The organism is Brachybacterium timonense (genome assembly GCF_900258505.1).
In the GTDB taxonomy this organism is placed as follows: Bacteria; Actinomycetota; Actinomycetes; order Actinomycetales; family Dermabacteraceae; genus Brachybacterium; species Brachybacterium timonense.
In genome coordinates this window covers 2,163,768-2,187,546 of record NZ_LT984895.1, presented here as the reverse complement: position 1 = coordinate 2,187,546, position 23,779 = coordinate 2,163,768, and the positions used below count along the sequence as shown (strand labels likewise).

The 23,779-nt window shown below is 66.2% G+C and carries 21 protein-coding genes and 1 other RNA gene; 16 read left to right on the top strand and 6 right to left on the bottom strand.

From position 1 onward, the window contains the following. Positions 1 to 196 precede the first annotated feature (196 nt). The 4 genes from C8271_RS09715 to C8271_RS09700 form a co-directional block, all read right to left on the bottom strand. Positions 197 to 880 (bottom strand): response regulator, encoded by a 684-nt coding sequence (locus C8271_RS09715; protein ID WP_106507110.1) that lies wholly within the window; start codon positions 878 to 880, stop codon positions 197 to 199. Continuing rightward, complete coding sequence (locus tag C8271_RS09710; RefSeq protein ID WP_106507109.1) at positions 877 to 2,154, bottom strand: sensor histidine kinase; 1,278 nt, start codon at positions 2,152 to 2,154, stop codon at positions 877 to 879. The genes C8271_RS09715 and C8271_RS09710 overlap by 4 nt, the downstream gene beginning before the upstream one ends. Before the next feature lie 77 nt (positions 2,155 to 2,231). Beyond that, complete coding sequence (locus tag C8271_RS09705; protein ID WP_106507108.1) at positions 2,232 to 2,978, bottom strand: SOS response-associated peptidase; 747 nt, start codon at positions 2,976 to 2,978, stop codon at positions 2,232 to 2,234. Between the two features lie 6 nt (positions 2,979 to 2,984). Next, complete coding sequence (locus C8271_RS09700; RefSeq protein WP_106507107.1) at positions 2,985 to 4,202, bottom strand: YihY/virulence factor BrkB family protein; 1,218 nt, start codon at positions 4,200 to 4,202, stop codon at positions 2,985 to 2,987. Positions 4,203 to 4,511: 309 nt separating this feature from the next. Between C8271_RS09700 and C8271_RS09695 the strand changes: the two genes are divergently transcribed. The 14 genes from C8271_RS09695 to ssrA all read left to right on the top strand — a co-directional run bounded on the left by C8271_RS09695 (position 4,512) and on the right by ssrA (position 16,219). Continuing rightward, positions 4,512 to 5,738 (top strand): TadA family conjugal transfer-associated ATPase, encoded by a 1,227-nt coding sequence (locus tag C8271_RS09695; RefSeq protein WP_106507106.1) that lies wholly within the window; start codon positions 4,512 to 4,514, stop codon positions 5,736 to 5,738. Further along, complete coding sequence (locus tag C8271_RS09690; protein WP_106507105.1) at positions 5,735 to 6,604, top strand: type II secretion system F family protein; 870 nt, start codon at positions 5,735 to 5,737, stop codon at positions 6,602 to 6,604. Before C8271_RS09695 ends, C8271_RS09690 begins: the two co-directional genes overlap by 4 nt. Further along, on the top strand, positions 6,601 to 7,545 hold the full coding sequence (locus tag C8271_RS09685) for a type II secretion system F family protein (protein WP_106507104.1): 945 nt from the start codon (positions 6,601 to 6,603) through the stop codon (positions 7,543 to 7,545). The genes C8271_RS09690 and C8271_RS09685 overlap by 4 nt, the downstream gene beginning before the upstream one ends. 120 nt (positions 7,546 to 7,665) lie before the next feature. Continuing rightward, on the top strand, positions 7,666 to 7,854 hold the full coding sequence (locus C8271_RS09680; protein WP_245921081.1) for a hypothetical protein: 189 nt from the start codon (positions 7,666 to 7,668) through the stop codon (positions 7,852 to 7,854). A gap of 155 nt (positions 7,855 to 8,009) precedes the next feature. Continuing rightward, a complete protein-coding gene (locus C8271_RS09675) occupies positions 8,010 to 8,354 on the top strand; it encodes a TadE family protein (RefSeq protein WP_245921080.1) in 345 nt (114 codons plus the stop codon). 8 nt (positions 8,355 to 8,362) lie between these two features. Then, positions 8,363 to 8,833 (top strand): hypothetical protein, encoded by a 471-nt coding sequence (locus tag C8271_RS09670; protein WP_106507102.1) that lies wholly within the window; start codon positions 8,363 to 8,365, stop codon positions 8,831 to 8,833. After that, positions 8,830 to 9,297, top strand: a complete 468-nt coding sequence (locus C8271_RS09665; RefSeq protein WP_106507101.1) for a pilus assembly protein TadG-related protein — start codon at positions 8,830 to 8,832, stop codon at positions 9,295 to 9,297. Before C8271_RS09670 ends, C8271_RS09665 begins: the two co-directional genes overlap by 4 nt. A gap of 68 nt (positions 9,298 to 9,365) precedes the next feature. Next, positions 9,366 to 10,481 carry a peptide chain release factor 2 gene (gene prfB / locus C8271_RS09660; protein WP_106507100.1) on the top strand — a complete coding sequence of 372 codons (1,116 nt, stop codon included), beginning with the start codon at positions 9,366 to 9,368 and terminating at the stop codon, positions 10,479 to 10,481. 264 nt (positions 10,482 to 10,745) lie between these two features. Further along, positions 10,746 to 11,624 (top strand): cell division ATP-binding protein FtsE, encoded by an 879-nt coding sequence (gene ftsE / locus C8271_RS09655; protein ID WP_106507099.1) that lies wholly within the window; start codon positions 10,746 to 10,748, stop codon positions 11,622 to 11,624. Then, positions 11,621 to 12,538: a permease-like cell division protein FtsX gene (gene ftsX, locus C8271_RS09650; protein WP_106507098.1), complete on the top strand. Its 918-nt coding sequence runs from the start codon at positions 11,621 to 11,623 to the stop codon at positions 12,536 to 12,538. Before ftsE ends, ftsX begins: the two co-directional genes overlap by 4 nt. A gap of 2 nt (positions 12,539 to 12,540) precedes the next feature. Then, positions 12,541 to 13,851 carry a murein hydrolase activator EnvC family protein gene (locus C8271_RS09645; protein ID WP_106507097.1) on the top strand — a complete coding sequence of 437 codons (1,311 nt, stop codon included), beginning with the start codon at positions 12,541 to 12,543 and terminating at the stop codon, positions 13,849 to 13,851. Between the two features lie 182 nt (positions 13,852 to 14,033). Then, entirely contained in the window at positions 14,034 to 14,534 is a 501-nt protein-coding gene (gene smpB, locus C8271_RS09640; RefSeq protein ID WP_106507096.1) for an SsrA-binding protein SmpB, read from the top strand. A 135-nt stretch (positions 14,535 to 14,669) separates the two neighbouring features. Beyond that, entirely contained in the window at positions 14,670 to 15,572 is a 903-nt protein-coding gene (locus tag C8271_RS09635) for a hypothetical protein (protein WP_106507095.1), read from the top strand. 276 nt (positions 15,573 to 15,848) lie between these two features. Beyond that, positions 15,849 to 16,219: a transfer-messenger RNA gene (gene ssrA, locus C8271_RS09630) on the top strand. Positions 16,220 to 16,527: 308 nt separating this feature from the next. Here ssrA and C8271_RS09625 read toward each other — a convergent pair. Beyond that, positions 16,528 to 17,745, bottom strand: coding sequence for a glycine C-acetyltransferase (locus C8271_RS09625; protein WP_106507094.1), 1,218 nt, complete (start codon positions 17,743 to 17,745; stop codon positions 16,528 to 16,530). A gap of 29 nt (positions 17,746 to 17,774) precedes the next feature. Continuing rightward, complete coding sequence (gene tdh, locus C8271_RS09620) at positions 17,775 to 18,836, bottom strand: L-threonine 3-dehydrogenase (RefSeq protein WP_106507093.1); 1,062 nt, start codon at positions 18,834 to 18,836, stop codon at positions 17,775 to 17,777. Positions 18,837 to 18,937: 101 nt separating this feature from the next. Here tdh and hrpA point away from each other — a divergent pair, with 101 nt between their 5' ends. Both hrpA and C8271_RS09605 read left to right on the top strand, forming a co-directional pair. Beyond that, entirely contained in the window at positions 18,938 to 22,855 is a 3,918-nt protein-coding gene (gene hrpA, locus C8271_RS09615; RefSeq protein ID WP_425428193.1) for an ATP-dependent RNA helicase HrpA, read from the top strand. A 210-nt stretch (positions 22,856 to 23,065) separates the two neighbouring features. Then, positions 23,066 to 23,653 carry a hypothetical protein gene (locus C8271_RS09605; RefSeq protein WP_245921079.1) on the top strand — a complete coding sequence of 196 codons (588 nt, stop codon included), beginning with the start codon at positions 23,066 to 23,068 and terminating at the stop codon, positions 23,651 to 23,653. The last annotated feature ends 126 nt before the right edge of the window (positions 23,654 to 23,779 follow it).

Below are 23,779 nucleotides of genomic sequence, written 5' to 3'. Positions count from 1 at the left end.
CGTCGGCCCTGCGTCGTGAGTGCAGCACCTGAGGGTGGATTCTGGGTGCCGCCCCATCCTCCCGAGGTATGACGTGCTGCTGCCCGAGCGTGGTGAGGTGATCCGGAAAAGGCGAGCTACAGCCGCCATCCGGCGGGCGAACTCGTCGGTGCAGGCGTCGATCGCGGTGGCGCGTCGAGTCCCGTCGGCCCCTTATTCAGGAGCCGGGGGTGACCAGACCTGTTTCGAAGGCAAGGATCACGGCCTGCACACGATCACGGGCGCCGGTCTTGGCGAGCACGCGCCCCACATGGGTCTTCACGGTTGCTTCGGCGACGAATAGCTGCTCACAGATCTCCTGATTCGAGCAGCCTTTCCCGATCAGGGTCAGCACCTCGAGCTCCCTCTCGGTGAGCGCGTCCAGCACGGACCTGTCACGCGTCTCCGGTTCCGGCGTGGCAACCACTTTCTCCAGCAGCCGACGGGTTGCCGACGGGGCGATCACGGCGTCGCCACGGTGCACCGTGCGGATCGCCGCGAGCAGCTCCTCCGGCTGCGCATCCTTGAGCAGGAAGCCACTCGCGCCAGCACGGATCGCTGCGACCACGTACTCGTCGAGATCGAAGGTGGTCAGCACGATCACCTTCGGAGCGCGATCGGCAGGGGCATTCGCGAGGATCTGTGTCGTGGCCTCGATACCGTCCATCCGCGGCATCCGCACATCCATCAGCACCACGTCGATGCGATGGGAACGCAGCAGGTCCACAGCCTCGATGCCGTCGGAGGCCTGCACAGCCACCTCGAGATCGTCCTGGGAGTCGATCACCATGGCGAAGCCGGTGCGCACTAGTGGCTGGTCATCCACCAGGGCGATGCGCAGTGGAGCGGGCGTAGTGGTCATCGAGTGATCATCCTCTCGGCGGTGGCGGGGACGAGCCCGTCGGTAGGAACGGGAAAACGGGCGAGAACGCGATAGCCGCGACCCGGCAGCGGGCCGACCTGCAGATCCCCTCCGAAGGCCCAGACACGCTCACGCATCCCAGTCAGACCGTGGCCCAGGCCATCGGAATCGGGGTCATGACCACGGCCATCATCGAGCACCTCAACCTCAAGCAACGGACCGTTCAGACGCAGGCTCACGCGCGCGGCCGCCGCGGGGCCGGCATGCTTCATCACATTGGTCAGCGCCTCTTGCACCAGGCGGAACACGCTCACGCCGAGCGCCTGGGGAAGGTGATCGATTCCCTCGCTCATCTGCAGGTCGACCGATAGCCCGGCGGCGCGGACACGCCCAGCGAGCTCACCGATCTGGTCCAACCCCGGCTGCGGTCCGAAGCTGGTCTCCTCCTCAGCTCGCAGAACGCCCAGCAGCGAACGCATGTCGGCCAGCGCCGCGCGGCCGGTGCCGGCGATGGTGCCGAGCACCTGTGCGGCGGCATCCGGGTCCTTTTGAGCGAGGTACCGGCCGCCGTCAGCCTGCGCGATCATCACCGATAGTGAGTGGGCGACCACGTCGTGCATCTCGCGGGCGATACGGGCGCGTTCGTCGGCCACCGCCAGCGCGGTGCGCTGCTCGCGTTCGCGCACTGCCTGCTCCGCGCGTTCACGGCTGAGGGCGAGCTGTCGCACGCGGGCATGCTGCAGGCGGGCGAGCGCCCAGATCGCCAGAATCGTCACCGAGCCGGTGATGAGCAGCAGGATGAAGATGCCGGCTGCAGCACCGGGGCCGCCGTAAGGGTCGGTTAGCAGGGTGCCTGCCCAGAACAGCGACTGCATGAGCACGCCCAGCATGCCGAGCGCCACCCCGATCGCGTGTGTACGGGCGGTGCCGTAGGCGACGGCGCAGTAGAACGCATAGAACGTCATCACGTCGCCCACGACGACGGGCATGAGCACGGCCATGTGGAGCACCGCCAGCACCGCGACGACGGTCATGCACCAGGCGGGGCGGGTGCGGCCGATCGCGCCGACGGCGATCATCGGCACCGAGAACAGCGCCCACCAGGCGCTGGCAGTTGGTGCTGTTGCAAGGCCCGCCAGAGCTATCAGTACAGCGGTGGTGCCGAAGACGACGGCATCGATTGTGCCGGGATGTTCAATCACCCAACGGAAAGCGTCATCCACGCGCCGCCACGGCAGGGCGGACCGGCGCGGCGACGGGGATGGCTCGGACATGAGCACGACCTTACGACGGCGGCCTGACGCAGGACGTCATCCCGCGGGAGGACCTTGTGGGGGCAGCCTGGGGGCGCTTAGAGCAACCGTTGCGGACCAGCGAGCAGTTCGGGGCCCTCGTTGCCGACCTTCCCCACCGCTGGATCCACCTCCCGCGGTGCGAGCGCGGCGTCATGGAGCAGATGCGCATCGTCCAGGATCCATGCCTGGGCGGCACGCCTATCGTCCAGCCGTGGATCCAGCCAGTCATTGACCGCCTCACGGCGCAGCATGACTGGGGTGCGGTGGTGAATCTGGGCGAGATCACCTGTCGCCTCACGCGTGATGATCGTGGCGCTCAGCAGGAATTCCCCGTCAGGCGATGCGGCCGGACCGGCGTGATCGCCCGCCCCCTTCCACCAGGACACGAGCGCCGCCATATACAGTGGTGAGCCGTCCGCCGGCGCGATCCAATACGGCTGCTTGCGCTTGCCTTGTGGGTCGCGCACCCACTCGTAGTACCCATCCATGGGCACGATCGCCCGGTACCGGCCGAGGCTGCCGCGGAAGCTCGGCTTCTCGGCAAGGGTCTCGCGGCGCGCGTTGAACGTGCGCGAGGAGAAGGACTCGTCCTTCGCGAACGGCGGCAGCAGACCCCAGCGAGCGACTCTCAGCGCCCGCTGCACCTCGCCAGACGCCTGATCCACGGACTCGGTGACCACGTAGATCGGGGCCGTCGGCGGGATGTTCCAGCGCTGGCGCAGGTGCGGGTCAGCCAGATCCACGGCCCCCAGATCCTCGATCAGGGGCTCGATCTCCTGGAAGAACGCGAAGCGTCCGCACATGACGAGTCAGTCCGTTGACGAGGAACTGGTGCTCGAACCGGCGGAGTCCTGACCGTCGGCCTTCCTGCCCGCGTCCTTCTCGTGTGACGTCTGCGCGGCCTCCGCGTCGGGATCGACTGCCGGGATCGAGCCGCTCGGTGTCAGGCGGGAGCCTTCTGCCGTGTAGGCGTCGCCGTCGCGATGCAGGTGGCGCAGGCGGATGTCGCGGCCTTCGTCCACGAGCTTCTCATGCTTGGCGGCAGCTTTCTTTGCGCCGGTATCGTCGCGCAGCGGTGCGGTGACGGTCGCCTCAGCCGGCTTGCCGGCTTCGAGCTCACTGGCACGCTCGTACTCGGCGTCGACCTCCGCTCCCATGATGATCACGATGTTCATCACCCACAGAGCGAACAGCACCGCCATAATGCCGCCGATCGCGCCGTAGCTCGAATAGCTGGCCACCGTGGTCATGTAGATCGACAGCGCCACGGCCGCAACGGCGATACCCAGGACAGCGAACACACCACCGGGGGAGATCAGACGGAAGCGCCGATCCACGTTCGGGGCGCCCCAGTACAGCACCGACACCAGCGCGAAGGCGAGCAGCAGGATCACCGGCCATTTCAGCCACGCCCAGAACGGTAGGAACGTCCCGGACAGGAAGCTCACGAAGCCCTGCGCCCCGAGCGGCCCGGCGAGCGGAGCGACCAGGCCGTCCACGATGGTCTCGTTCAGCAGGACCGAAATCAGGATCGTGAGGATCCCAAGGATCAGCACCAGGGTGATGGCAAGCATCGCGAGGTTCATCCGCACCGGTCCGCGCCCCTCGGGAACCTCATAGATCTGGTTGGCGACACGGGCGTAGGCCTTCACGTAGGCCGAGGCTGACCACAGTGCCGTGGCAATACCGATGATCAGCGCAATAGTGCCGCCAGTGGCCGAGCCCATCAGCGAATCCAGCGTGGAGTCCACGGCGGGTCCAATATCCATGCCGCTTCCGCCGGCGCCGGAGGTGATCGCGTCCTTGATCAGCTGCGCGATCTGATCCTTGATGTCGGCCAGCAGCAAGGTGGCCATCGAGAACAGCGCCAGCATGGTGGGGGCGATCGACAGCACCATGAAGTAGGTCAGTTTGGCGGCCTGATCAGTGCCGCCGTCGCGGCTGAACTCGGCCAGCACGCGCTTGGCCATGTACTTCAGGGTCGGGCCTTTGGGTCGTCGGGTGGACGGCGCGGAGGACTCCGCCATGGCATAGCTCCTGTCGGGATGCCCGAGCGGGCAGGGGAGGGGACAACGCGCCCCATGATCGCACGGTCCCGCACGGTCGAGACACGTCCTTGCCACTCGGCCACGCGGCTGACGCACGACACGAGGACGGCCCGCGGTGGGCTCACGACATGACGAATGCGAGGTTCGGGCGTATCTGCGGGAGTTATCCACAATCCTCGCCTCTGCCCTGCGGGAGGTGGGTGTGCGCTTCTACGGTGGCAGGCAGGCGCCGCGTCATCGAGGTGCGGCACAGAGCCGGCCGAGTGGATGCCCGGGGGAGGGGACACGATGGATACGACCGCGGTGATCGAGGAGCGCTCGCGCGAGCTGATTCGTCGACGCGGCCTCGACATCCGTGGTGACCAGCTGGAGCCGCTCATCCGCGACGTGGTCACGGAGTACGACAATCGCGCCGCCGACGGTTCGGTGCCGGCGCTGCGCGATGCAGACGCACTGGTGGCGGAAGTCGCCTCCCGCATCGGTGGCTTCGGCCCGCTGCAGGAGCTGCTGGATGATCCGCAGATCGAGGAGATCTGGCTGAACTCGCCCACGCAGGTGTTCGTCAGCCGCAACGGACGCAGTGAGCTGACCACGATCGTGCTGGATGATGCGCAGGTCCGCGGCATCGTCGAGCGGATGCTCGTCAGCAGTGGCCGACGTTTGGATCTCTCAAGCCCCTTCGTTGACGCCCTGCTGCCCGACGGGTCCCGTTTGCATGTCGTCATTCCCTCGGTCACCCGGCGCCACTGGGCGGTGAACATCCGCAAATTCATCGCCCGCGCCCACGACGTGGAAGGAATGGTGGCGCTCGGTTCGATGAACCGGCAGGCGGCTGCCTTCCTCGACGCCGCCGTCAACGCCGGCCTCAACATTGTTGTGTCCGGAGCAACCGGCGCTGGCAAGACCACGCTGCTGCGGTGCCTCGCCTCCTCCGTCGGTCCGCGTGAACGTGTCGTCACGATTGAAGAGGTCTTCGAGCTGGACCTCGCCTTACGAGACGTGGTGGCGATGCAGACCCGACAAGAGAGTCTCGAGGGCACCGGGGAGATCACCATGCGCCGTCTGGTGAAGGAGTCTTTGCGGATGCGCCCCAGCCGCATCATCGTTGGCGAGGTGCGTGAGGCGGAATGCCTGGACATGCTGCTCGCCCTGAACAGCGGGCTGCCCGGCATGGCAAGCCTGCATGCGAACTCCGCACGCGATGCGGTGGCGAAGCTGTGCACGCTGCCGTTGCTCGCCGGAGAGAACGTCTCCTCGTCGTTCGTCGTACCCACGGTTGCCAGCGCGATCGACATCGTCGTGCACCTCGACATCAGTGCCGACGGGCATCGCAGCGTGCGCGAGATCGTCGCGCTGCCCGGCCGGGCGGAGAACGGCGTGATCGAGACCGCCGAACTGTTCGTGAGCCGCCATGGACGACTTGTGCGCGGCGCTGGCATGCCGCCGCATCCTGAGCGGTTCAGCCGCTGCGGCCATGATCTTCGCGACCTGTTGGGCACGGAGGCAGCAGCATGATCGCGGGCGGCGTCGTCGGGCTCATCGGCGGGCTCGGGTTGCTGAGCCTGTGGTGGTCGATGTGGCCCACGTCGCCGGAACAGCACTCCCGGACCATGAGCGGACCAATGCAGCGGGTGCGCGAGGACCTGGTCCGTGTGGGGCTCGGCTCCGTGCCGGCGTGGGCGGTTCCCGCGCTCAGTGCCGGACTCGGACTGCTGGTGGCTGCCGTTATCTGGACTGTCTCTGCGGCGACCGTTCCATCCCTCGCACTCGGACTCGCCGTCGTGCCGCTCCCACTGCTGGTCCTCAGGGCCGCCGCCCGTCGGCGCTCGCATTCGCTGCGGGAAGTATGGCCCGAGGCCGTGGATCATGTGGCCTCAGCGATTCGTGCGGGAATGTCTCTGCCGGAGGCTCTCGGGCAGCTGGGGGAGCGAGGCCCGGAGGCGCTGCGACCCGCCTTCCAGGAGTTCGCTCGCGATCACCGCGCCAGCGGAGATTTCGCCGGGTCCCTGGATCTGCTCAAGCAGCGCCTGGCCGATCCCGTCGGCGACAGAATCGTCGAAGCACTGCGCATTACCCGGGATGTGGGCGGCACTGACCTTGGCGTTCTACTGCGCACCCTGTCCGCATTTCTGCGTGAAGATGCCCGCACCCGCGCTGAGCTGGAGGCCAGGCAGTCCTGGACAGTCAACGCTGCGCGTCTCGCGCTCGTTGCTCCCTGGGCGGTGCTCGCCCTCATGTCGACCCGTCCGCAGGCGGCCGAGGCATACGACACGAGTGCCGGGGCCGCGCTCATCCTGATCGGCGCCGTCGTGTCCTTGCTCGCCTACCGCGTCATGCTGCTCATCGCGCGGCTTCCCCAGGATGAGCGGGTGCTTCGATGACAGACACATCAGCTCCCCTGCTCGGCGCCCTGCTCGGTCTCCTCGCAGCAACCGGAATCCTGCTGATCGCCCAGGCGCATCTGCGTGCACGCCGCCCCGACCCTGCACGTCGAATTGACCCGTATCTGCGAGGTCATCAGCACAGCGTGCTCGAGACGACCGCGCCCCGCTCTGGGCGGATACGGCGTGGCCTGGTGCTCGTGATGGGCCCTGTGGCCGAGAAAACGATCGGTATTCTCGAGCGGCTCACCGGCGGCAGAGAGCAGCTGGAGCGGCGACTCCGGCTCGCAGGTGGCCGCACAAGCGTGGACGCCTTCCGCATGGAGCAGGTGCTCCTGGGCGTGATCGGTTCCGTGGCTGGCCTCGCCACCGCCATCACGGCCATCCTCGCCCGGGGGGCGAGCCCGTTGCTGGGACTCATGATCGTCGTGCTGGGAACCCTGGCCGGAGTGCTCGGGCGGGACTACGTGCTCTCCGCCCAGATCCGTCGGCGTGCCTCACGCATGGCACGAGAGTTCCCCACGGTCGCTGATCTGCTTGCCCTCGCCGTTGCGGCCGGGGAGAGTCCATTGGCGGCGATGGAGCGCGTGGCGCGCTCTTCACGTGGCGCATTGCCGGACGAGCTCGCCACCACCGTTGCTGAGATTCGCGCCGGGTCCACTGCGTCGCAGGCGCTCGCTGCGTTGAGCGATCGCAGCCCCCTGCAGGCCATCACGCGTTTTGGGGATGGTGTCGCTGTTGCGCTCGAACGGGGCACGCCGCTCGCCGATGTCCTGCGTGCCCAGGCGCAGGACGCGCGGGAAGCCGCTAAACGAGACCTGCTGGAGACCGCTGGGCGACGCGAGATCTTCATGCTCGTCCCGGTCGTTTTCCTGGTGATGCCGCTCGTGATCGTTTTCGCGTTGTTCCCGGGGCTCGCTGTTCTTGAGATAACGCTCTGATCCGCTGCGCATGGAGACCGACCTGCATGTCACCGACCTGACTGCCCCATCGACCGTCGTCGAGAACCGACCGAATCCAACAATCCGCCGAATCCGATACCTCACCGATTCTGAAGGAGTATGACCATGTCGATCCATCGTCGCCTGTTGCAGCGTCTCGCCTCCGAACGAGGAGACGTGCCTGGCTGGGTGCTCATCACGCTCATGACTGCTGCGATCGTGATCGCACTGTGGGCTGTGGCCAGCGATCAACTGATCCAGATCTTCAACAATGCGATGGCGCCGTTCCTCCAGCAGGACATCGGGTGAGTAATCCCGATCGGCGCCCACGATCTGAGGCGCCAGCCGCACGAACGGCCTTGGGCAGCGTGGCTGATCCGGCCGCCATGTCAGGCGACGCGTTCGGGCACCGGTGCAGTCGCCGCAGGCTGCGGACTGCGCTGCGTTCCGACCGCGGATCGGCAGTGGTCGAGTTTCCGCTCGTCGCTGCGCTGCTGATGCTCATCGCTGTGCTCGTGATCCAAGCGGCCGTGACGCTGCATACCCGCAACCTGCTCATCGACGCCGCCGTGCAGGGCGCGCATCACGCCGCATCAGTGGGTGCCAGCCCGGACGATGGGGCGGCCCGTGCGCACGACCTCATCGAAGCTCGATTCGGAAGCGGTTTCCATGCAAGCACCTCGGCCACAGTCGACGGCAATGTGATCACGGTCGACGTGACAGCAACACTGCCACTCGTCGGCCTCATCGGCCCCGCCGGCGGACTCAGCGTGCAGGGACGTGCACTCGATGAGGAGTCCTGGGAATGAGGCGCCGCATGAGCCTGCGCACAGACCTCCGCCAGCTCCGCCGTCAGCCGCAACTGCGCGATGACGACGGCAATGCTGTGGTGGAGTTCGTCGTGCTCGCCGTCGTTCTCCTGATTCCGAGCCTCTACCTGGTGCTCACGCTCGGGTCCGTCCAGTCCGCCGTCTTCGCCGCCGACGTCATAGCGCGGGACTCCGCACGCATCCACGCCGCCGTGGCAGATCCGACCGAAGCTGCGGCACAGTCCGCCGCACACACCACGATGGTGCTCGAGGACTACGGCCTGCATACCGATGCCGATGTGGTCGACATCAGCTGCAGCCTCGACCCCTGCGCCGCGCCCGGCGGAACAGTACGTGCCGTCGTGCGCATCCCCGTGCCTGTGCCGGGACTCGGCCCCGTGCTCGGCAAGGCCGGGCCAGTCACCGTCGGCTCTGACCATGTCGTGCGGGTTGACCGTCATCGAGGACTCGCACCATGAGCGCCGTCCACGCCGTCAGCAGGCTGCGCCACCGGTTCGTGGACGACTCCGGCACGATCACCGTGCTCCTGATCGGCGTGCTCGTGGTGATCCTCATGGTGATGGCCATGGGTGGTGCGGTCACTGGCGTGCACCTGGAGCGCAACGGTCTCCAGCATGCCGCGGATACCGCGGCGCTCGCCGCGAGCCAGGCGCTGACTCCCGAAGGAATCTATGACGATCAGGTCAACTCTGCGGTCAGCCCGACGCAGGCCCGGCAGATCGCCGCGGAGCATCTGGCGGAGTACCCGTTCAGTGAGCGACGGCTGCACGACGTGAGCATTGACTCCTTCGAGGTGGGCAACGACGGCACCGTGCGTCTGAAAGTCAGCGCCGGCACGCACCCGCCGCTGCTGGGGTGGTTCCTGCAGGGAGCAGATGTCAGCATTCCGTTGCAGGTCACCGGGCAGGCCCGCGCCAGCTGATCGTTCGCCGCGCCGCAGAGGGAGAAAGCCGGAGTCGCAGCTGCGGCCCTGCCGTAGAATCGCTCCTCGTGGCCACCATCGACTTCTCCGAAGAGATCCCGCACCTGCGCTCGACCCTGTCATCGATCGAGCAGGTGACCGACGTCGACGCGCTCGATGCTCGCATCGCGCAGTTGGAGAAGGATGCCTCTGCCCCCGATCTGTGGGATGACGTTGACAACGCCCAGCAAGTCACCGCTGCGCTCTCCCATGCGCAGGCCGAGCGCCGACGCATCGGCGAGCTCGCCCAGCGTATCGACGACCTCGAAGTCATGGTGGAGCTTGCCGCTGAGGAGTCTGATGCCGACACGCTGGCCGAGGCCGAGCATGAGTATGGGGCGATCCGCACATCCCTCAACGAGCTCGAGGTGCGCACACTCCTGTCCGGCGAATACGACGAGCGCAACGCCGTGGTCACCATCCGCGCTGGCGCTGGCGGAGTCGATGCCGCTGACTTCGCGGAAATGCTGCTGCGTATGTACCTGCGCTGGGCAGAACGCCACGGCTACCCCAGCAAGGTGATGGACACCTCCTACGCCGAAGAAGCCGGCCTGAAGTCCGTGACCTTCGAGATCTCCGCTCCCTTCGCCTACGGCACGCTGTCCGTCGAAGGCGGCACCCACCGACTGGTGCGCATCAGCCCCTTCGACAACCAGGGCCGCCGCCAGACCTCGTTCGCCGCCGTCGAAGTGATCCCGCTGATCGAATCCACCGATCACATCGAGATCCCCGAGAACGAGCTGAAGATCGACGTGTTCCGCTCCTCCGGGCCCGGCGGCCAGTCCGTGAACACCACGGACTCCGCGGTGCGCATGACCCATATCCCCACCGGCATCGTCGTCTCGATGCAGGACGAGAAATCGCAGATCCAGAACCGCGCCGCCGCATTGCGCGTCATGCAGTCCCGCCTGCTGCTGGTCAAGAAGCAGGAGGAGGATGCCAAGCGCAAGGAGCTCGCCGGTGATGTGAAGGCCAGCTGGGGTGACCAGATGCGCTCCTACGTGATGAACCCCTACCAGATGGTGAAGGATCTGCGCACCGAATACCAGGAGGGCAACCCGTCCTCGGTGTTCGACGGCGAGATCGATGCGTTCATCGATGCGGGCATCCGCTGGCGCGCCGAACAGGCGAAGTCTGAGGACTGATCACTACTGACCACCGTCGTGCGGCACACGTCGCGCGTCACGCATCGCCCGTTGCTCGGCACGCATCGTTGGTCGGCTCCGTGCGTCGCCCGTCGTGCGACGTGGATCGCTTGTCGGCGTGCACACATCACCCGTCAGCCGCGACGGATGCGAACGCAGATTTGACCAAGGTTTGACCGCCCGCGCCCACGTGGGTCACAGCGTTCCGCGCGCACGCGCCATAGATTGTGGTCGGCAGACTTCCCCGACCACCTAGGCGCCTGAGTGATCCGATACGACAACGTCTCCAAGACGTATCTGCGCGGCAGCCACCCCGCTCTCACGGACATCGACATGGAGTTCGAGCGCGGGGAGTTCGTGTTCCTCGTCGGAGCCTCCGGATCCGGTAAATCCACCCTGATGCGACTCGTGCTCAAGGAGACTGCGCCGACCACGGGCAAGGTGTTCGTCGCCGGTAAGGACCTCTCCCGGATCCCCTCATGGAAGGTCCCGTCGCTGCGCCGTGACATCGGCATGGTGTTCCAGGACTTCCGCCTCCTGCCCTCCAAGACGGCGTACCAGAACATTGAGTTCGCCCTCGCCGTGATCGGTACCCCCCGCCGTGTCGTGCGTCGACTCGTGCCGGAGATGCTGGAGATGGTGGGCCTTGAAGACAAGGGCCGACGTATGCCCCATGAGCTCTCCGGTGGTGAGCAGCAGCGTGTCGCGATTGCCCGCGCCTACGTCAACCGGCCGTCGATCCTGCTGTGTGACGAGCCCACCGGTAACCTCGATCCCGCCACCGCGGAAGGAATCCTGGATCTGCTCGACGAGATCAATGACCGCGGAACCACGGTCGTGATGGCCACCCATGATCGCAACGCCGTCAACCGCATGCGCCGACGCGTGGTGGAAATGGTTGGCGGCCGTGTGGTGCGCGATGACACCCATGGTGCGTACGAGTCCTCGAACGAGGAATCGGTGATCTCAGGTCATCAGGCTGACGGTGAGGAGCACCAGTCCGATGCCGACGTGGATAGTGAGGCCACCGGCCACGGTCCCACCCACGGTGGAGAGCAGCTTCTGGATGATCGCGACGCCGTGGTGCGTGAAGAGGAGGCTGCCTTCGCGGCGGACGACGACGATCTGGGCGGTGGCCGATGAGAGCGCGGTTCATCCTCTCCGAAATCCTCACGGGACTGTGGCGCAACATCGCCATGGTCATTTCCGTGGTGATCGTGACTGCCGTATCGCTGACGTTTGTCGGCACCGGTCTGCTGATGCAGAAGCAGATCATGGATATGAAGGCCACCCTGGTGGAGCAATCCCAGGTGACCATCTATATGTGCTCGCCGCACTCAACCACCGCCTCGTGTGCGGGAGGTGCAGCCACGGACGCCCAGGTCCAGTCGGTGCGAGATGCGCTGGAAGGCGAGGAACTCTCCCGGTACGTCGCCTCGTACACCGAGCGATCTCAAGCTGAAGCGCTGAAGATCTACCAGGAGCAGTTCGCGGGGGAGGGGTTCGCGGCTGACTTCACGGAGGAGGACATGCCGGTCTCCTTCCACATCACGCTCAGCTCAGCGGAGGACTCCCGTGCGGTGGTGCAGTTCTTCCAGGGCCGCGACGGCGTGGACGAGGTCACTGACCTGCTCAGTGTGTTCGCTCCGTTCATCGATGTGCTCAATCAGTCCACGCTGTTCGCACTCGGACTAGCGGTATTGATGCTCATCGCTGCGGTGCTGCTGGTGGCCACCACGATCCGCATGTCGGTGGCGAACAGGCGCCGAGAGATCGCGATCATGCGCCTGGTGGGTGCCTCCAACGTGTTCATCCGTGCGCCGTTCCTGCTGGAGGGCGCCGTTGCAGCCATCATCGGCGCGCTGATCGCCTCCGGCCTGCTGTGGTTGGGGCTGGAGTACATTGTGCAGGGCTGGCTGGTACCGACGCTCGGAAAGCAGATCGTCTCGGTCGGTACGTTCGATCTGATCTGGGCTGCGCCGATCTTGATCGCCCTTGGCGCGGCCCTCTCGATCAGCTCCAGTGTCGTCTCCCTCAACCGCTATCTGAAGGTGTGAGTATGCCTCGGTTCCCCCATCGCTCCCTGCTGGCCTTCGGTGCTGCCGCTGTCATGGTCGGGCAGGCGCTGCTGCTTGGCGCGCCCGCGGCACTGGCCGACGGCTCCAAGGAAGACAAGATGAAGGAGCGTGAGAGCATCAACCAGCAGCTCGAAGACCTGCGGATTGAGCTCGACGGTGTCAACGAGGACCTTGCGCAGACCTACCTGGACCTGGCGGAGACGGAGATGAAGATCCCGCAGGCTCAGCAGGACCTTGAGGACGCGCGCGCCGAGCAGAAGGAGGCGGAAGATGAAGACGCCCGTGTGGGGCGCCGCCTGGGTGATGCTGAAGCGGAAGAGAAACGGCTGAGCGGAGAGGTCTCCTCCGGCCAGGAGGAAGTGGACGCTTCGGACAAGGAGCTCGCGCAGGTGGCGATCTCCGCATACAAGGGCGGAGGTCCGCCCAGCCCGGCGTCGGTGTTCGTCGGCTCTAGCTCACCCCAGGACACCGTGGACCGTTCGATGAATTACCGGCTCACCCTCGAGTCCCAGGGCACCCGGCTCGGGCAGCTGCGCACGGATCAGGCCGTGAACGTCAATGCTGAAGATCGACTGATCGCGGTGCGCGAGGAGATCAAGGATCTCAAGCAGGAGGCCGAAGAGGCACTGCAGCGTAAGAAGGACGCAACACAGGCCGCGCAGGACGCGAAGGACGACCTGGACAAACTCTACGACGACCAGAAGCAGCAGAAGGACGACCTCGAGGCCAAGCGCAGCAAGTATCAGGGCGATCAGGACAACCTCGAAAGCCGTGGTTCTGAGCTTGATGAGGAGATCGAGACGCTTGCACGCGAAGAGCGAGCGCGGCTGGCCCAGAGCAACAACAACGACAACAACAACGCCGCCGATCCAGAGGTGGATGAGGAGGCGAGCAACAGCGGTGGGTTCGTACGGCCCGTGCCGGGGCGCGTGAGCTCGCGATTCGGTTGGCGATTCCATCCGGTGTTCCACACCCGCAAGTTCCACTCGGGCATCGACTTCCCTGTTGCCTGCGGCGTACCAGTCAAATCGACTGCGTCTGGCCGTGTTCTGCAGAACACCTCCAATTCCCGCGCCGGGAAAAAGGTGATCGTCAGCCATGGCATACGCAACGGCAAGCTCATCACCAGTTCCTACCACCACCTGCAGGGGTATGCGGCCTCGCCGGGGCAGAAGGTCTCCGCTGGTACGACCGTCGGTTACGTCGGCACCACGGGTTCCTCAACCGGGTGCCACCTGCACTTCGAGATTCACGAAGACGGAACCGCCGTCAATCCTCTGAAGTACGTCTGATCCAGGCGTGTGGGGCTGGGGTGGACCGACCTGGCGCTGCGGGACCTCCGCGACTCGTGCCGCATGGCGCGGATGATCACGAGTATTCGCTCGCCTGACCGTCGCCAAGGTTCTAGAGTGGGGTGCCCGCTGCGCCCGGGCGGGGGAGCGCAGGACAGCACACAAAGAACGGAGAGAAGTTGATGGCCAAGAAGAATGCCGCACAGGCTGCGCCGTCGGATGCTCCCCGCAAACAGCTGATCGCCTCGAACAAGAAGGCCCGGCACGACTACCACATCGACGACACCTACGAAGCCGGAATCGTGTTGACCGGCACCGAAGTGAAGTCTCTGCGCGATCGCGGAGCATCCCTCGTGGATGGCTACTGCTTCATCGAGGGAGGGGAGATGTGGATGGATGCCGTGCACATCGCCCCCTACGTCAAGGGCACCTGGACGAACCACGCCGCGCGACGCAAACGCAAGCTGCTGCTGCACCGTCGCGAGATTGACAAACTCGCCGGGAAGACACGCGAGAAGGGGTACACGATCGTGCCCCTGGAGATGTACTTCCTAGGCTCGCACGCGAAGGTGGTCATCGCACTCGCCCGCGGCAAGAAGGAATGGGACAAGCGCCAGACTCTGCGCGAGAAGCAGGACCTGCGCGAGGCGCAGCGCGCCATGCGTCAGCGCGAGCTGGTCTGACCCGTCGGGCACCACGGCGACCACGTCGTCCCGGTGTCGCCCCCTGTAGCGAGACTGGCACCCGGTGCTCCCGTTTTCGGGCGCGCTATGTGTGATGTGACAGACTGAGCGTTCGTCGACAACCCAGGGGGAGACATGACCGCCACCCGACGCACCATTCTCACCACCCGGATTGCCACGTCCATGGGTGGTGTGTGCTGTGCCGCAATGCTCACGGTCGGTGGGCTTGCCGCCTGCACACCCACTGAGGAACCGACTGCCGACCCGCCCGCTGCCTCAGATCAGGGCGGAGACGCGTCTGGTGGCGGCGATGAGTCGTCCGATGCGGGCAGCGATGATTCGTCTGATGGTGGCGGTGAGGAGTCGTCCGATGGTGGCGGTGCCGAGGAGACCGGCACGGCGGGAGTCATGCCGCTGGTTCTCTTCGTGACCGAGGGTCTGAACGACACAGTGGATACCTCCACCAAGACCTGGACGCTCGACGCTGAGAAGACTGCAGCCGCTTTGACGGACGCCGGCATCAAGGACGCCTCATGCGAGGGCGATCTGCGGTGGGAGCAGGATGCGCCCTTGCATTGCAGCGGCACACCGCCGATGGAGGGTGGACAGACATCCGGTGAGCTGACCGTCTACGGGGTGCGCGCACCGTCCGGCTGGGAGAAGGAGGGACAGCCGGCGATGATTGTGAGCGTCGGCAACGGCCTGGACGCGTCGACTGTACAGGCCATCACCGATCCCGCGAACCAGCTCGTCGGCGTCGGCCAGGGCAGCATGTTCGGTTCTTCCGACCTCACCGAGGAGGAACTCATCGCAGCGGTCGACACCACCGTGAACTCGGGCGGCGGCTACGTCCCGCTCGAGGGTGAGATGACGGTGTCGGGCTGTGACGGCCCGATGCCGGCGCGCACGACGTCGCCTGTGACATGCACGGCGGCCTGGACACACTCCCCGGACGCACAGATCACGGTATCGGCGGTCCCCGTGGTCTACCTCGATTCCGACCCGGGACTGCTGGTCGCCCTGCGACTGGGCGACTGACGGCGTCGGCGCCGGCGGGCCTCACCTGTGTGGTCAGCGGCGGGGCCCGCAATCCGTTTCAGCGGTGTCCAGCGGTCGCGGGTCACTCGGGCGATCTCTGCCTGCGGTATTCCTGGAACGGGCCCGGGAGTGAGCGTCCCGATAATCGCTTGGGCAGCCCAGCAGTGCGTTGTAGTGTGGTGTGACCGTGGACGGACGTTCCCGCGGGAACGTCCCGATTGACAACTCGATATCGCGTGCGAGGCGGCCCTGCCGCCACCAGCGACTCCACGCCAGGGGGCCGATCGGTTTCGACGGTCGTTGTCCAGGCAGGGGAAGCGGGCCGAGAAACCAGAGTCATCTCGTTAATGTCCTCTGGAAACCAATAAGTGCCGAACCTAAGCGCACTGACTTCGCTCTCGCTGCCTGATCAGCGACAGCAGTCTGGAACCCCGGGGGTGCTCCTGACCCGGATCGTTCCATCATCTAAGGAGCCACTGCTGCCGTCCCTCGTCACCGGGGGCGGATGAACACCTCAGAGTGACTGAGTCTGTCGACGACGTGTTCGTGCGAGCGTCGGGACTGAGAACACGCCTTCACGAACTGCGCCCGGAGAAGCCCTGGCTCCACACGATCGGACGCGGGTTCGATTCCCGCCGGCTCCACTTTTTTCTGACCCGTGTCGCGATGCTGTTCTGTCACAGCGTCGCGGCACGGGTCTTTGTTATGCCCGGGTGGAGCAGGCCGGGTGGTGCGGTTGTGTGGCTGAGGTCTGGCGTGATGGCCGTCGCCTTGAGCCAGGTCGACCACTCGAATCCGCCGTTTCGTGGCGGTATTCATGGATCCGCGCTGTATACGTCGCGGATCCACGAATACCGCCATGGATTGACATGGCGGCCGCGAAAGCGGGCAGCTCAGCCTTGAGAGCGCTTCAGGCGCGCGCGGCTCAGCCCTCAGCGCACTCCGAGCGCGCGGCTCAGCCCTCAGCGCACTCCGAGCGGGCGGCGACGAATGCAGCGACGCACCGCTCGATGTCCTGTTCGGTGTGCGCCGCCGACAGCTGCACGCGGATGCGCGCCCTGTCCTTCGGCACCACTGGATAAGAGAACGCGGTCACGTACACGCCGTGGGCGAGCATCGCATCGGCAATCCGGCCCGCGAGCGCAGCGTCGCCGAACATCACCGGGATGATCGCGTGCTCGCCGTCCAGCAGCTCGAAACCTTCCTCGCTCATGCGGCGACGGAACAGAGAGGCGTTGTCGAATAGGCGGATGCGCAGCTCGCCGCTGTCGGCCACGAGCTCGAGCGCTGTGAGTGAGGCCGCCACGATCGACGGCGCCAGCGAGTTCGAGAACAGGTACGGGCGCGCCTTCTGACGGAGCATCCCCACGATCTCCGCATGACCTGACACGTAGCCGCCGCTTGCACCGCCGAGTGCCTTGCCGAAGGTGCCGGTGTAGATGTCCACCCTGTCGCTCACCCCGAAGTGTTCGGGGGTGCCGGCGCCGGTGGCGCCCATGAAGCCGACGGCGTGGGAGTCATCCACCAGCACCAGCGCGCCGTACTCGTCGGCCAGATCGCAGATGCCCGGCAGCGGAGCAAGGTAGCCGTCCATGGAGAACACGCCGTCGGTGACGATCACGATGCGGCGCGCGCCGGCGCCGTCGTTCAGTGCACGAGTGGCCTCTAACTGGGCACGTAGATCCTCGAGGTCTGCGTTGCGGTAGCGGAAGCGTGCCGCCTTGCTCAGACGGATTCCGTCGATCAGGGAGGCATGGTTCAGCTCGTCGGAAATGATCGCGTCCTCCCGCCCGAACAGCGACTCGAACACGCCGCCATTGGCATCGAAGCAGGAGGAGAACAGGATCGTGTCGTCAGTGCCCAGCAGCTGCGAGACCGCCTTTTCTAGGCGCAGGTGCAGGTCGCCGGTGCCGCAGATGAACCGGACCGAGGCCATGCCGAAGCCGCGCTCATCCAGCGCATTCTTGGCCGATTCGATCAGAGCGGGATGATCGGCGAGCCCCAGGTAGTTGTTCGCGCAGAAGTTCAGCACCTCGGTGCCGTCCTGGCCGATGGGCCCGGCGGTGACGGTGTTGGACTGTGGGGTGGTGATCACTCGCTCACGTTTGAACGTGCCGGCGGCGTCGATCGCGGCGAGTTCCTGGGTGAGCTGATCCTTCAAGTCGGTGTACACGACAGTCTCCTGGGAAGGTTGGGGCGGGGTCAGAGGTCGGACAGATCGAACAGCACCTTGCCGGCGCTGCCTTCGCGGGCGATCCCGTAGCCGTGCTCCCAGTCCTCCAGTGGCAGCACATGGGTGATGGTGGAGCGGATCCGGTCACGCAGCAGTTCGGAGGTCTGCAGCATTGCGCTCATCGCGTACCAGGTCTCGAACATCTCGCGGCCGTAGATGCCCTGCAGCGTGATCATGCGGGTGACCACCTGGGTCCAGTCGATCCCGAACTGCTTCGGCGGCAGGCCCAGCAGAGCGATCTTGCCGCCGTGGTTCATGTTCTCGATCATCTCCTGCAGGGCCGACGCCTGACCGGAGATCTCCAGGCCCACGTCGAAACCCTCCTGCATGCCGAGCTCCTCCTGGGCGGCGCGGATCCGTGCAGTGGAGACATCGACGGTGAGGTCAGCGCCGCACTCGCGGGCCATCGCGAGGCGGTGCTCGGCCACGTCGGTCACGGTGACGAAGCGAGCACCCGCATGGCGGACGACGGCAGCGGTCATCTGCCCGATCGGTCCGGCACCGGTGATCAGCACGTCTTCGCCCACGACGGGGAACTTCAGCGCGGTGTGCACGGCGTTTCCGAGCGGGTCGAACACAGCGCCCAGTTCGGGGGAAATCAGAGACTCGCCGCCGTCATGCTCGTGCACCCACACGTTAATCCGGGGAATCACGACGTACTGGGCGAAGGCACCATCGCGCTGCACACCCACGGAGCGGGTGCGGATGCACATGTGCTTGCGGCCCGCGCGGCAGTTGCGGCAGATGCCGCACACCACGTGGCCCTCGCCGGAGACGCGATCACCCACGCGGATGTCGTCGACGTCTGCGCCCACCTCGACGACCTCGCCGTAGAACTCGTGGCCTGGCGTGAATGGCACCGTGTCGCACATCGCCTGCGCGGAGGCGTCCCACGCCAGGATGTGCAGGTCGGTGCCGCAGATCCCGGCGCGCAGCACCCGGATCTTCACGTCGCTCGGCCCGCAGGAGGGCTCGGGCAGGTCCACCAGTTCCAAGCCCGGCCCGGGGCCTGTCTTGCGCAGTGCTCGCATTACGGAAGCCTCCTTGCTCGCCAGATCATCGCCGTCATGCGCCGATCGCTTCATGACGCGCGAAGCGATTCACATACGAGAAGAGTCTAGGGTGTTTGTCCGTGACATCGCCCGCGAATGACCCCTCAGCCTCGGACGCCACACGCCCCGACTCGGGCGACGGCGACGCGCTGCGGATCAGCTATCCCGCGGATCTGCCCGTCTCGCAGCGGCGTGAGGACATCCTCGAGGCGCTGCGCGAGCAGCAGGTGGTGGTGATCGCCGGTGAGACGGGATCCGGCAAGACCACGCAGATCCCCAAGATGCTGCTTGAGCTCGGCTACGGCAGCGGCGGGCGACTCATTGGCCATACGCAGCCGCGGCGCATCGCTGCCCGATCCGTCGCCTCGCGCATCGCCCACGAGCTGGGGGAGCGACTGGGGGAGGGCGCTGTCGGCTATCAGGTGCGGTTCACGCGCGAGGTGGCGCGCGGTGCCCGGCTGAAACTCATGACCGACGGCATCCTGCTGGCGGAGATCGCCCGGGACCGTCTCCTGAAGCGATACGACGCAATCATCATCGACGAGGCGCATGAACGCTCCCTCACGATCGACGTGATCCTCGGTTACCTGCGGCAGATCCTTCCGCAGCGCCCCGACCTCAAGGTCGTCATCACCTCCGCGACGATCGACCCGGAGCGGTTCGCCGTCCATTTCGGTACCCGCGCCCCCGACGGCGAGCTCACACCCGCACCGATTATCGAGGTATCCGGGCGCACCTACCCGGTCGAGATTCGCTACCGGCCGCTCGTGCTCACGCCTGACGTGGAAGACATTGACGCCGACGATCTCGACGAGCTCGAGAACATCCACTCCATCGAGCGAGACCTCACTCAGGCGATCACTGATGGCGTGGACGAAGTGATGGCCGAGGGATCCGGCGACATCCTCGTCTTCCTACCCGGTGAGCGGGAGATCCGCGAGATCTCCGATGCGCTCACCGCCCACCTGGGCCGCGGCACGAGTTCCCTGTCAGTCGACGTACTGCCACTGTTCGGCAGGCTCTCTGCTGGCGACCAACAGAAGATCTTCAGCCCCAAGCGGGCCGGGGTCGCTCGACGCATCGTGCTGGCCACCAACGTCGCGGAGACGTCTCTGACCGTCCCGGGCATCACCTACGTGATCGACTCAGGACTCGCTCGCATCTCCCGCTACTCTCAGCGCACCAAGGTGCAGCGACTGCCGATCGAACCGATATCCCAGGCGAGCGCGAATCAGCGCTCGGGCCGCTCTGGCCGTACACAACCGGGCATCGCTATTCGCCTGTACTCGCAGGAGGATTTCGAGTCCCGACCGGAGTTCACCGAACCGGAGATCCTGCGCACCTCACTCGCCTCTGTGGTACTGCTCATGACGTCCCTGGGGCTGGGCGATGTGGAGTCCTTCCCGTTCGTCGAACCACCCGCCACTCGGGCTGTCACCGACGGTGTGCGGCTGCTGGAGGAGCTCGGCGCCATCGAGCAGGACCGTCGTGCTCCCGGGGGCCGACGCCTCACACGTGTGGGACGCACGCTCGCCCGCTTCCCACTGGATCCCCGCATGGCCCGCATGCTCATCGAAGCGGACAGACTCGGCGCGCTGCGCGAGGTGCTCATCATCGTTGCCGCGCTGTCGATCCAGGACCCGCGCGAACGGCCCCTGGACGCGCAGACCCAGGCCCGTCAGCAGCACAAGCGTTTCGAGGATGACACCAGTGATTTCCTGACCTTCCTGAATCTGTGGAATCACCTGCAGCAGCGCCGCAAGGAGCTGTCCGGCTCCGCGTTCCGCCGCGAAGTGCGCTCCCAGTACCTGCACTACCTGCGCATCCGCGAATGGTGGGATCTGCATGCGCAGCTGAAGGACATGGCCAAGGACGTCGGCCTGAGCGCGAACGACAATCCCGCCTCCCCGCAGGCGATCCACCAGGCGCTGCTGGCGGGGCTGCTCAGCCATGTGGGCTTGTATGAGGACCGCACCCGCGAATACACGGGGGCGCGCAACGCGCGTTTCGCGCTGTGGCCCGGCTCTGCTCTGGCCAAGAGACGGCCTGACTATGTGATGGTTGCCGAGCTCGTGGAGACCTCTCGCCTGTGGGGCCGCACCGCCGCCCGCATCGACCCTGCCTGGGCGGAGGAGATCGGCGCCCATGTGGTGCGTCGTTCCCATTCGGCACCGCATTGGTCCTCCAAGCGCGCCTCAGCAATGGCGCATGAGAAGGTCACCCTGTACGGCGTGCCGATCGTGGCTGACCGAGTGGTGGGATACGGCCGCATCGACCCCGAGGCCGCCCGGGAGATCTTCATCCAGCACGCCCTCATCGAGGGTGATTGGCGAACCCGCCACCACTTCTTCCGTGACAATCAGCAGCTGATCACCTCCCTGCAGGAGCTGGAGGCGAAGACCCGTCGGCGCGACCTGCTGATCACCGATGAGCAGCTGTTCCGCTTCTACGACGCGCGTATCCCGCAGAAGGTCGTCTCTGGCCGCCACTTCGACGCCTGGTGGAAGAGGCAGCGGCACGAGACCCCCGACCTGCTGACCCTCACGGAGCAGGATCTTCTGGTGGCCGATGAGGACACCACGGCCGCGATCCGCGCTGACTTCCCCGATACCTGGGTGCAGGGCGACATCACCCTGCCGCTTAGCTACTCCTTTGGTGAGGTGGGCTCGAAGGGAGCTGAGGGCGTGACCGCCACCGTGCCGCTTGCCGTGTTGAACCGGCTCGCCCCACGGGGCTTCGATTGGCTCGTGCCCGGCATGCGTGAGGAGCTGATCACCGAGCTGATCCGGTCCCTGCCCAAGCCGATCCGTCGCCACCTCGTACCCGCCCCGGAGCGGGCGAAGACCGTGGCTGCCACGCTGCATGAGGATGACCCGGACGCTGGTGAGCCTTTCCTTGAAGCCGTTGCCGACGAGCTCGTGGCCCTCCCCGGTGTGCCCGATGATCTGCCGCTGTACGGCCCTGAGTTCGATCTGACGAAGCTGCCCGCGCATCTGCGGATGCACTTTCGTGTCGTGGATGCCAAGGGTCGGCAGGTGGGCGCCGGCGATGACCTGGCCGAGCTCAGTGCGCGTTTGAAGAAGCGCATGGACACCTCTGTTTCCGCCCAAGGGGAGGAACTGGCCCGCCGTGACCTGCCCGGCTTCCCTAACGCTGGGGTTCCGCGCGTGCACGAGTCCACCGTGGGCGGCCTGAAGGTCACGGGGTATCCAGCGCTGGTGGCGCATCGCGGTGCCGACGGTCGCGTGGAGCGCGTCGACCTCAAGGTGCTCGCCACGGCTGATGAGCAGGCGCTTGCCCATCGTGACGGTGTGCTCGCCCTGCTGGACCGCGACCTGGGTGCGGATCTCGACCCGGTGCTGCGGGCACTGCCGAACCCCACGAAGCTCGCCGTCGGCACCTCCCGCTACGCCTCGACTGCCGCACTGCTCGCGGATGCGTCACGCGCTGCCACCGAGCACCTGGCAGGGGAGGCCGACGTGCGCACCCGGGCGGAGTACGACGCCCTGCGTGCTCGGGTGCGTGCTGAGCACGACCAGGTGGCCACCCAGGCTGTGAAGGACGCCGCTGCCGCACTCGCCGCCGGGGCAACCGTGCACAGGCGACTGGGCCGGATCTCCTCCCTGTCGATCCTCGACCGACTCACCGCCATCCGTGAGCATGCGGAGGATCTGCTGGCCGATGGCTTCATCTCCCGCACCGGCGTGGATCACTTGGGGGATCTGCCCCGGTATCTGCAGGCCGACGAGATCCGCTTGGACAAACTCGAGGAGAACCCGCGCCGCGATGAACAGCTCGCCTGGCAGCTGCGTACCGTGCAGGATGCTTGGGAACACAAGCGGGCGTCCCTCAGCCAGCGGCAACTCGCCCAGAAGGATGCCGCTGCGATTCCGTGGTTGCTCGAGGAGTTCCGCGTGAGCCTGTTCGCGCAGACCCTTGGGACCCGCTACACCGTCTCCGAGAAGCGGATCCGCGCCGCCATCGCCGCGCTCGGCTGAGATCGGGACTGGACCGGGCGCCAGGCGTCGGCACCTAGGTTCGACATGGTGACAGTGTCCCGGGCAAACGTGCGCTGGAGGGCGTGAATCCGGCACGTAAGGACCATGGCATGCGGTGCGGCCGGCTCGTTAGCGTCGAAGTGCCCGATCAGCCAGGTGATCCGTGTCTTCCCTGCGGAGAACCGACCCCCTGCATGAGAAGGACACATCGTGACTGCTTTGACCCGTCGCCGCCTGTTCACTGCCGGTGCCCTCGGCGCCTTCACTCTCACCGGTGCAGCTGCCCTCGCCACTCCCTCCCGCGCGGAGGACGTGTGGACCGAGGAATTCATGACCCGCCCGGAGAACCGGCAGGGTTTCGACGTCAACAATATGGACGACTGGCAGACCGCCAACGCTCGTTTCATCATTGCCGTCTGCGCTGGCCACGACCTGGGCCCGTCGGCCACGCGCATCGCGCTGATCACCGCGATCGTCGAGTCGTGGCTGTACAACTACGAGCCGGCCGTGGATGCCGACTCCGGTGGCCTGTTCCAGCAGCGCCCCTCCATGGGCTGGGGCACGTATGACGAGGTGCGCCACAAGAAGAAGGCCATCGACGCGTTCCTGGGCTTCGGCGAGCATGCCACCCCGCCGGGCCTGATCCAGGTGGCCCCCGACTATGACCAGTGGGATCCGGGAGTTGCTGCTCAGTCTGTGCAGGTCTCCGCGCATCCTGAGCGGTACGGCCAGCAGGTGCCCGCTGCTGACGCACTGTGGGAGCGTCACGCCCACGACGTCGCGCCCTTCCGCGGCTGACCGTGCGTTGATCCCCACGGCGGCGGGTGAATGAACTCCGCCAAAGAACCGTGGGAACATCGGCACAACACCAGTCAGAGCCGCCCTGAGCCAGTGCTCGGGGCGGCTCTGCGCAGTGCGGAAGGT

Excerpts from the sequence above, each read along its gene's own strand:
- C8271_RS09715 (WP_106507110.1), bottom strand. The coding sequence starts at position 880 with ATGACCACTACGCCCGCTCCACTGCGCATCGCCCTGGTGGATGACCAG.
- C8271_RS09710 (WP_106507109.1), bottom strand. The coding sequence starts at position 2,154 with ATGTCCGAGCCATCCCCGTCGCCGCGCCGGTCCGCCCTGCCGTGGCGG.
- C8271_RS09705 (WP_106507108.1), bottom strand. The coding sequence starts at position 2,978 with ATGTGCGGACGCTTCGCGTTCTTCCAGGAGATCGAGCCCCTGATCGAG.
- C8271_RS09700 (WP_106507107.1), bottom strand. The coding sequence starts at position 4,202 with ATGGCGGAGTCCTCCGCGCCGTCCACCCGACGACCCAAAGGCCCGACC.
- C8271_RS09695 (WP_106507106.1), top strand. The coding sequence starts at position 4,512 with ATGGATACGACCGCGGTGATCGAGGAGCGCTCGCGCGAGCTGATTCGT.
- C8271_RS09690 (WP_106507105.1), top strand. The coding sequence starts at position 5,735 with ATGATCGCGGGCGGCGTCGTCGGGCTCATCGGCGGGCTCGGGTTGCTG.
- C8271_RS09685 (WP_106507104.1), top strand. The coding sequence starts at position 6,601 with ATGACAGACACATCAGCTCCCCTGCTCGGCGCCCTGCTCGGTCTCCTC.
- C8271_RS09680 (WP_245921081.1), top strand. The coding sequence starts at position 7,666 with ATGACCATGTCGATCCATCGTCGCCTGTTGCAGCGTCTCGCCTCCGAA.
- C8271_RS09670 (WP_106507102.1), top strand. The coding sequence starts at position 8,363 with ATGAGCCTGCGCACAGACCTCCGCCAGCTCCGCCGTCAGCCGCAACTG.
- C8271_RS09665 (WP_106507101.1), top strand. The coding sequence starts at position 8,830 with ATGAGCGCCGTCCACGCCGTCAGCAGGCTGCGCCACCGGTTCGTGGAC.
- ftsX (WP_106507098.1), top strand. The coding sequence starts at position 11,621 with ATGAGAGCGCGGTTCATCCTCTCCGAAATCCTCACGGGACTGTGGCGC.
- C8271_RS09645 (WP_106507097.1), top strand. The coding sequence starts at position 12,541 with ATGCCTCGGTTCCCCCATCGCTCCCTGCTGGCCTTCGGTGCTGCCGCT.
- smpB (WP_106507096.1), top strand. The coding sequence starts at position 14,034 with ATGGCCAAGAAGAATGCCGCACAGGCTGCGCCGTCGGATGCTCCCCGC.
- C8271_RS09635 (WP_106507095.1), top strand. The coding sequence starts at position 14,670 with ATGACCGCCACCCGACGCACCATTCTCACCACCCGGATTGCCACGTCC.
- tdh (WP_106507093.1), bottom strand. The coding sequence starts at position 18,836 with ATGCGAGCACTGCGCAAGACAGGCCCCGGGCCGGGCTTGGAACTGGTG.